This window comes from Allochromatium palmeri, assembly GCF_009720725.1.
Lineage (GTDB): Bacteria > Pseudomonadota > Gammaproteobacteria > Chromatiales > Chromatiaceae > Thermochromatium > Thermochromatium palmeri.
This window is the reverse complement of sequence record NZ_WNKT01000090.1, coordinates 1-4382: the sequence shown is the minus strand read 5'-3', so window position 1 is coordinate 4382 and position 4382 is coordinate 1. Positions and strand designations below refer to the sequence as shown.

General features: G+C 47.8%; 4 protein-coding genes. 3 read left to right on the top strand and 1 reads right to left on the bottom strand.

The window, feature by feature from the left end; genetic code table 11:
• The 3 genes from GJ668_RS20415 to GJ668_RS19255 all read left to right on the top strand — a co-directional run.
• A partial coding sequence (locus GJ668_RS20415) for a hypothetical protein (protein ID WP_222930827.1) occupies positions 1-261 on the top strand: 261 nt, incomplete at its 5' end.
• 388 nt (positions 262-649) lie between these two features.
• Positions 650-1255 carry a winged helix-turn-helix domain-containing protein gene (locus GJ668_RS19260; RefSeq protein ID WP_155451709.1) on the top strand — a complete coding sequence of 202 codons (606 nt, stop codon included), beginning with the start codon at positions 650-652 and terminating at the stop codon, positions 1253-1255.
• The gene (locus GJ668_RS19255) at positions 1165-1689 is read left to right on the top strand and encodes an IS630 family transposase (RefSeq protein WP_186343230.1); all 525 of its coding nucleotides are present in this window, start codon (positions 1165-1167) and stop codon (positions 1687-1689) included. Before GJ668_RS19260 ends, GJ668_RS19255 begins: the two co-directional genes overlap by 91 nt.
• Before the next feature lie 215 nt (positions 1690-1904).
• Here GJ668_RS19255 and GJ668_RS19250 read toward each other — a convergent pair whose 3' ends face one another.
• Entirely contained in the window at positions 1905-2567 is a 663-nt protein-coding gene (locus GJ668_RS19250) for a hypothetical protein (RefSeq protein ID WP_186343229.1), read from the bottom strand.
• Positions 2568-4382: the final 1815 nt, after the last annotated feature.

Below are 4382 nucleotides of genomic sequence, written 5' to 3'. Positions count from 1 at the left end.
CAGGAACCGTTCACGGCGGGTCTGGTACTTCGGCTTCGGGGCGCGTTTCTTGGGCATCGTCGTCAGGCTGAGGGCGGTGGAGAACACAGGGAACAAGGGTATCACTCAGACCCCTTCGCCAAAACGGAATTGTTCAGCGTTTCCTTAGCGGATTCATTTCTTCCAAGGAAAATAGATGGATCCGTCTGGAGTGTAAAGATTCCCATCACGAAGATTGATAAAACCATCCTTGCCGGACCACATATTAGATTTACTTTTTGATGTGAAATAAATAGCTCCGTCTGGCGTGTATAAATTTCCATTCCTTAGTCTAATAATGCCTTCTTTTCCATGCCACATTACATTAGCGTCGTCAACGACATATTCAGCATTGTTTGGCTGCTGTGGTTGCTCATGTGCTGGAGCGATCTCACGGTTCCCGGCTTGAACTCTTTTTTGCTCTTGTAAATTCTGGAGTTGATCTTGAATACTTGGGGCTTGTCCGTTGTAATCGGTGTCTCTATTAATTATGACTCTTGATCCGGAATCAACGGAAGGACAAGCCGATGTCTGATATAGCCACTACATTAATATTCCAGACACATTTAAAACTAAAAGCATGGCAAGCTGTCTAAATTCATATAAGGCATTTAAATCATAGAGGTTCGCCATGAAACCTAACTGGCTATCCGATGCGCGTTTGATCCCTGATGAGGTGATGAGCTATCTTCGGAAAATCGCGGTTCATGCGGTTGAGGAAAACCATTATAGCCCTGAAGATGTCATCAAAATTTTGGGTTTCAGTCGAAGCTGCATGTATGACTGGCTTCATCGTTATAAAGAAAATGGTTATGAGGGCCTGGACACGAAAAAAGCTCCTGGAGTGTCTCCGGCTGTGACCGAAGAGATGGATGCGTGGTTAAAAAGGACTGTTCTTAATTGCACTCCTGAAGATTTCGGATACGACACAACGCTGTGGACGTGTGACCTGTTGGCAAAGCTACTGGCCGAGAAATATGGTGTAAATGTCATTGGGTCAACAGTGAATCATCACCTGCATCAATTGGGGTTGACCAGCCAAAAACCAAACTACATTGCTCACGAGCAGGATCCAGCGGCTGTTGAACAATTTCTCACAGAAAAATTCCCTAAAATTCAGAGTTTTGCAAAAAAGTTGGAGCGGACATTGGCTTTGAAGATGAAGCCGCTGTTGACCTTCGAGACCGCTCAGGGACAACATGGGGGCAGTGCGGCATTCGACCGAATGTTTATGTGACTGGTCAACGTGGCCGCGTCAATATTCTCTCTGTTGTCACAGCTAAAGGCGATCTCCATTATTACGTCACCGAAAAATCCATTAACTCAGAAGAGTATATTCAATTCCTCGAGAAGCTGATTGATGAACGTGATCGCGCGATTTTTTTGATTATTGATCAAGCCTCTTTCCATTGTTCAAAACAAGTTCGCAAATTTATTTGGCGTCATCGCGATGAAATTCGTCTTTATTATCTTCCGACATACAGCCCTGAACTGAATCCTGACGAACATGTTTGGGAGGAAATTAAAGATAAGCAACTCGGACGAAAGCCCATTAAAAACAAGAGCGACTTGAAACAACGTACAAATACCGCATTGAAGTCTTTAAAAGATCATGCTGAACGCGTGATCTCATTTTTTCATCTTCCTGAAACTCAATATGCTGCCCAATAGGAATGCCTGGATATTATATTAATCAGCCATAGGTAACATCGCCGTTTGCACCAACACACTTATAAAAACCATATGCATGTGCTGAAGTTAGAGTAAGAATTGAGGTTAAAAGCAACCTAGTATCAAACATGGAAACTCTCCTTTGCCTAACGTTCCGGCTCACCGGACCGGCGCTGTTTGCCGGTTCCGGGTGAAGCCGGTTGTTCGACCATTTTCTAATTGCGATAGTATGGAAGACAGAATTCCCTCGCCTCTGGGACATAAACAACTTGGGTCCCCGTTACCTTTTGGGATGTAATCCATACCCACCGATACTCTAACTGATGCCTAAACCTTGTGTTTTTTCTAAAGAATACTGATAGACCAGCCATATTCAAGACAAACCCGCCAAGCTTGTTTAGGTCAAGATTTTTAGCTTCGGGATGTGATTTCAAATGTTCAATATTAAAGTCTCCGATTTTGCACTCGACGCTACCATCAATATAGTAGCAATATCCTTCAAAACCCTGGCGAACGCCCGGTATGTGTTTCGTTACGACAGCGGCAAAACCTGTCGAGTCAAATATCTGGATGGCTGCATCGGCTTTAAAAGCCTGCAATAGTTCTTCTGTTGGCTGACAGGCAGTTGAACATAACACAAAGGCATCATCTCCGTGTCCAGTGACGGCAAATACGGTAGAACTGTTCCCACGACCTACGATGACGTTTTTGCCCTCTTGGTCTTTTCTTTCTTCGTCTGTGTGTGAGGAAAACCGGTTGAAAGAGCTGAGCATAAGTTCACCAGTCTCAAAAAACCGATCCACATATTGACGCTCCATCATCCTGAAGACTGTTGGAGTAAATATACTCCAGGGTGTAACTATGCCATTTTGAATCATACTGACATCCTTATATCTCTTACTGTGGTCGAACGTCACCCATAAGCCGGGTCATACTGCGCCACTTGTTAATGCTCAGAATTGGCACGAACTCAGCGGCGCAGTATGACTTCGGCTTTATGGGCGTGTTAGGCGATTCTTAATCTCACGCAATTAAACGTGGTCTGTCCTGGTTTATTTTTTTGGGGTTCGTACCTCACCCTCTCAGAAATATTTGCCCCAGTTTCGCTGGACTCCATAATAACATTCTTAGCACTCATAAGAATTAATGTCATCATGAACGTTAATGAAAAAACGATTATTAAGGTTAATCTGTCTACAGATGACAACGACAGTCCAAGTTTTGGAATAAAATATTTTGTTAAAAACCCAAAAGCCAGAAAGTTATTAAATAATAGAAATGGGTTATTTAACAGCATAACAAACGCCGATGTTAAAGTATTTTCGTGGATAAAAATCTCCAAAAAAATCAACAGAATCAATATCGGAAAACTCAGTACTGACCATAACCCGATATATAAAACCACTATCAAGAATGGTTTTGAAATAGATTTTCTTTCACGTTTCATTCGAACCCAAATGATTTTGTATCACGCCCGTTTTCGATCTGTTTTGTAGCCTAACGCCAGCCTCAGCCGCCGCGAGCGAAGCGAGCGGTCGGACTGGAGGCCATCGTGGTACGCCCGGCATGGGCATGAACTAATGGGGTGAAAGTCCCCTGTGGGAGGATCACCGTCTGGTCCCTGACTAGGCGACAACTACTAGCGAAGGGCAAGGGCCGAGCCGCGAGGCGAGGTCTGAAGGAAGCCTGGAGCAAATCTGCGAGCCTACGAACAGAAACGTCATAGAAGGCTGAGCCCGGGGGCGAGCTAGCCACAGATAGCGAAGCCCGGTGATCCGACGTGGGTACGGTAAATGGCGAGGTTGTGCAGAGAAAGTTCATGTCCTTATCCGGGGAGATCTGTCTCGCGAGCGGTCCGTGTGCCTATGGGAGTCGAACTGAGGCCCAGTCCGAAAGGGCTGGAATCGCCATCGAACCCTAAGGGGGCTGTGGTCGCCAAGGGAGCCGGACTGAGGGCCGGTGCGAAAGCGCCGGAATGACCACCGGACCTTACCGTGACTCGGACAGCGCGTCGGGCGGCAACGCTCGGCGTGACGGGACAGAAGTCAGCAGACGGCATAGTAGCCAAACGCCCACCGTAATGGGTGGGACAAGGTGAAGGCCTGAACCTTCGGCAACGAGTGAGCCACTTGTGTCTCAATGATCCTACCGCACCCGACCGGGTGAAATGATTTTGGCGATGCATTGTGTAACCAGCGTTGAAGGCGGCCAGTCAATGGTTCTCCTTTCCAATCCGGAGGACGCGCCCCGTGCGGACCCGCATGCGGGGTGCTGTGGGAGCCGGGGGAGAAAAACCCCCGGCGACCCGATGTACGCCCGGCATGGGCATGAACTAATGGGGTGAAAGTCCCCTGTGGGAGGATCACCGTCTGGTCCCTGACTAGGCGACAACTACTAGCGAAGGGCAAGGGCCGAGCCGCGAGGCGAGGTCTGAAGGAAGCCTGGAGCAAATCTGCGAGCCTACGAACAGAAACGTCATAGAAGGCTGAGCCCGGGGGCGAGCTAGCCACAGATAGCGAAGCCCGGTGATCCGACGTGGGTACGGTAAATGGCGAGGTTGTGCAGAGAAAGTTCATGTCCTTATCCGGGGAGATCTGTCTCGCGAGCGGTCCGTGTGCCTATGGGAGTCGAACTGAGGCCCAGTCCGAAAGGGCTGGAATCGCCATCGAACCCTAAGGGGGCTGTGGTCGCCA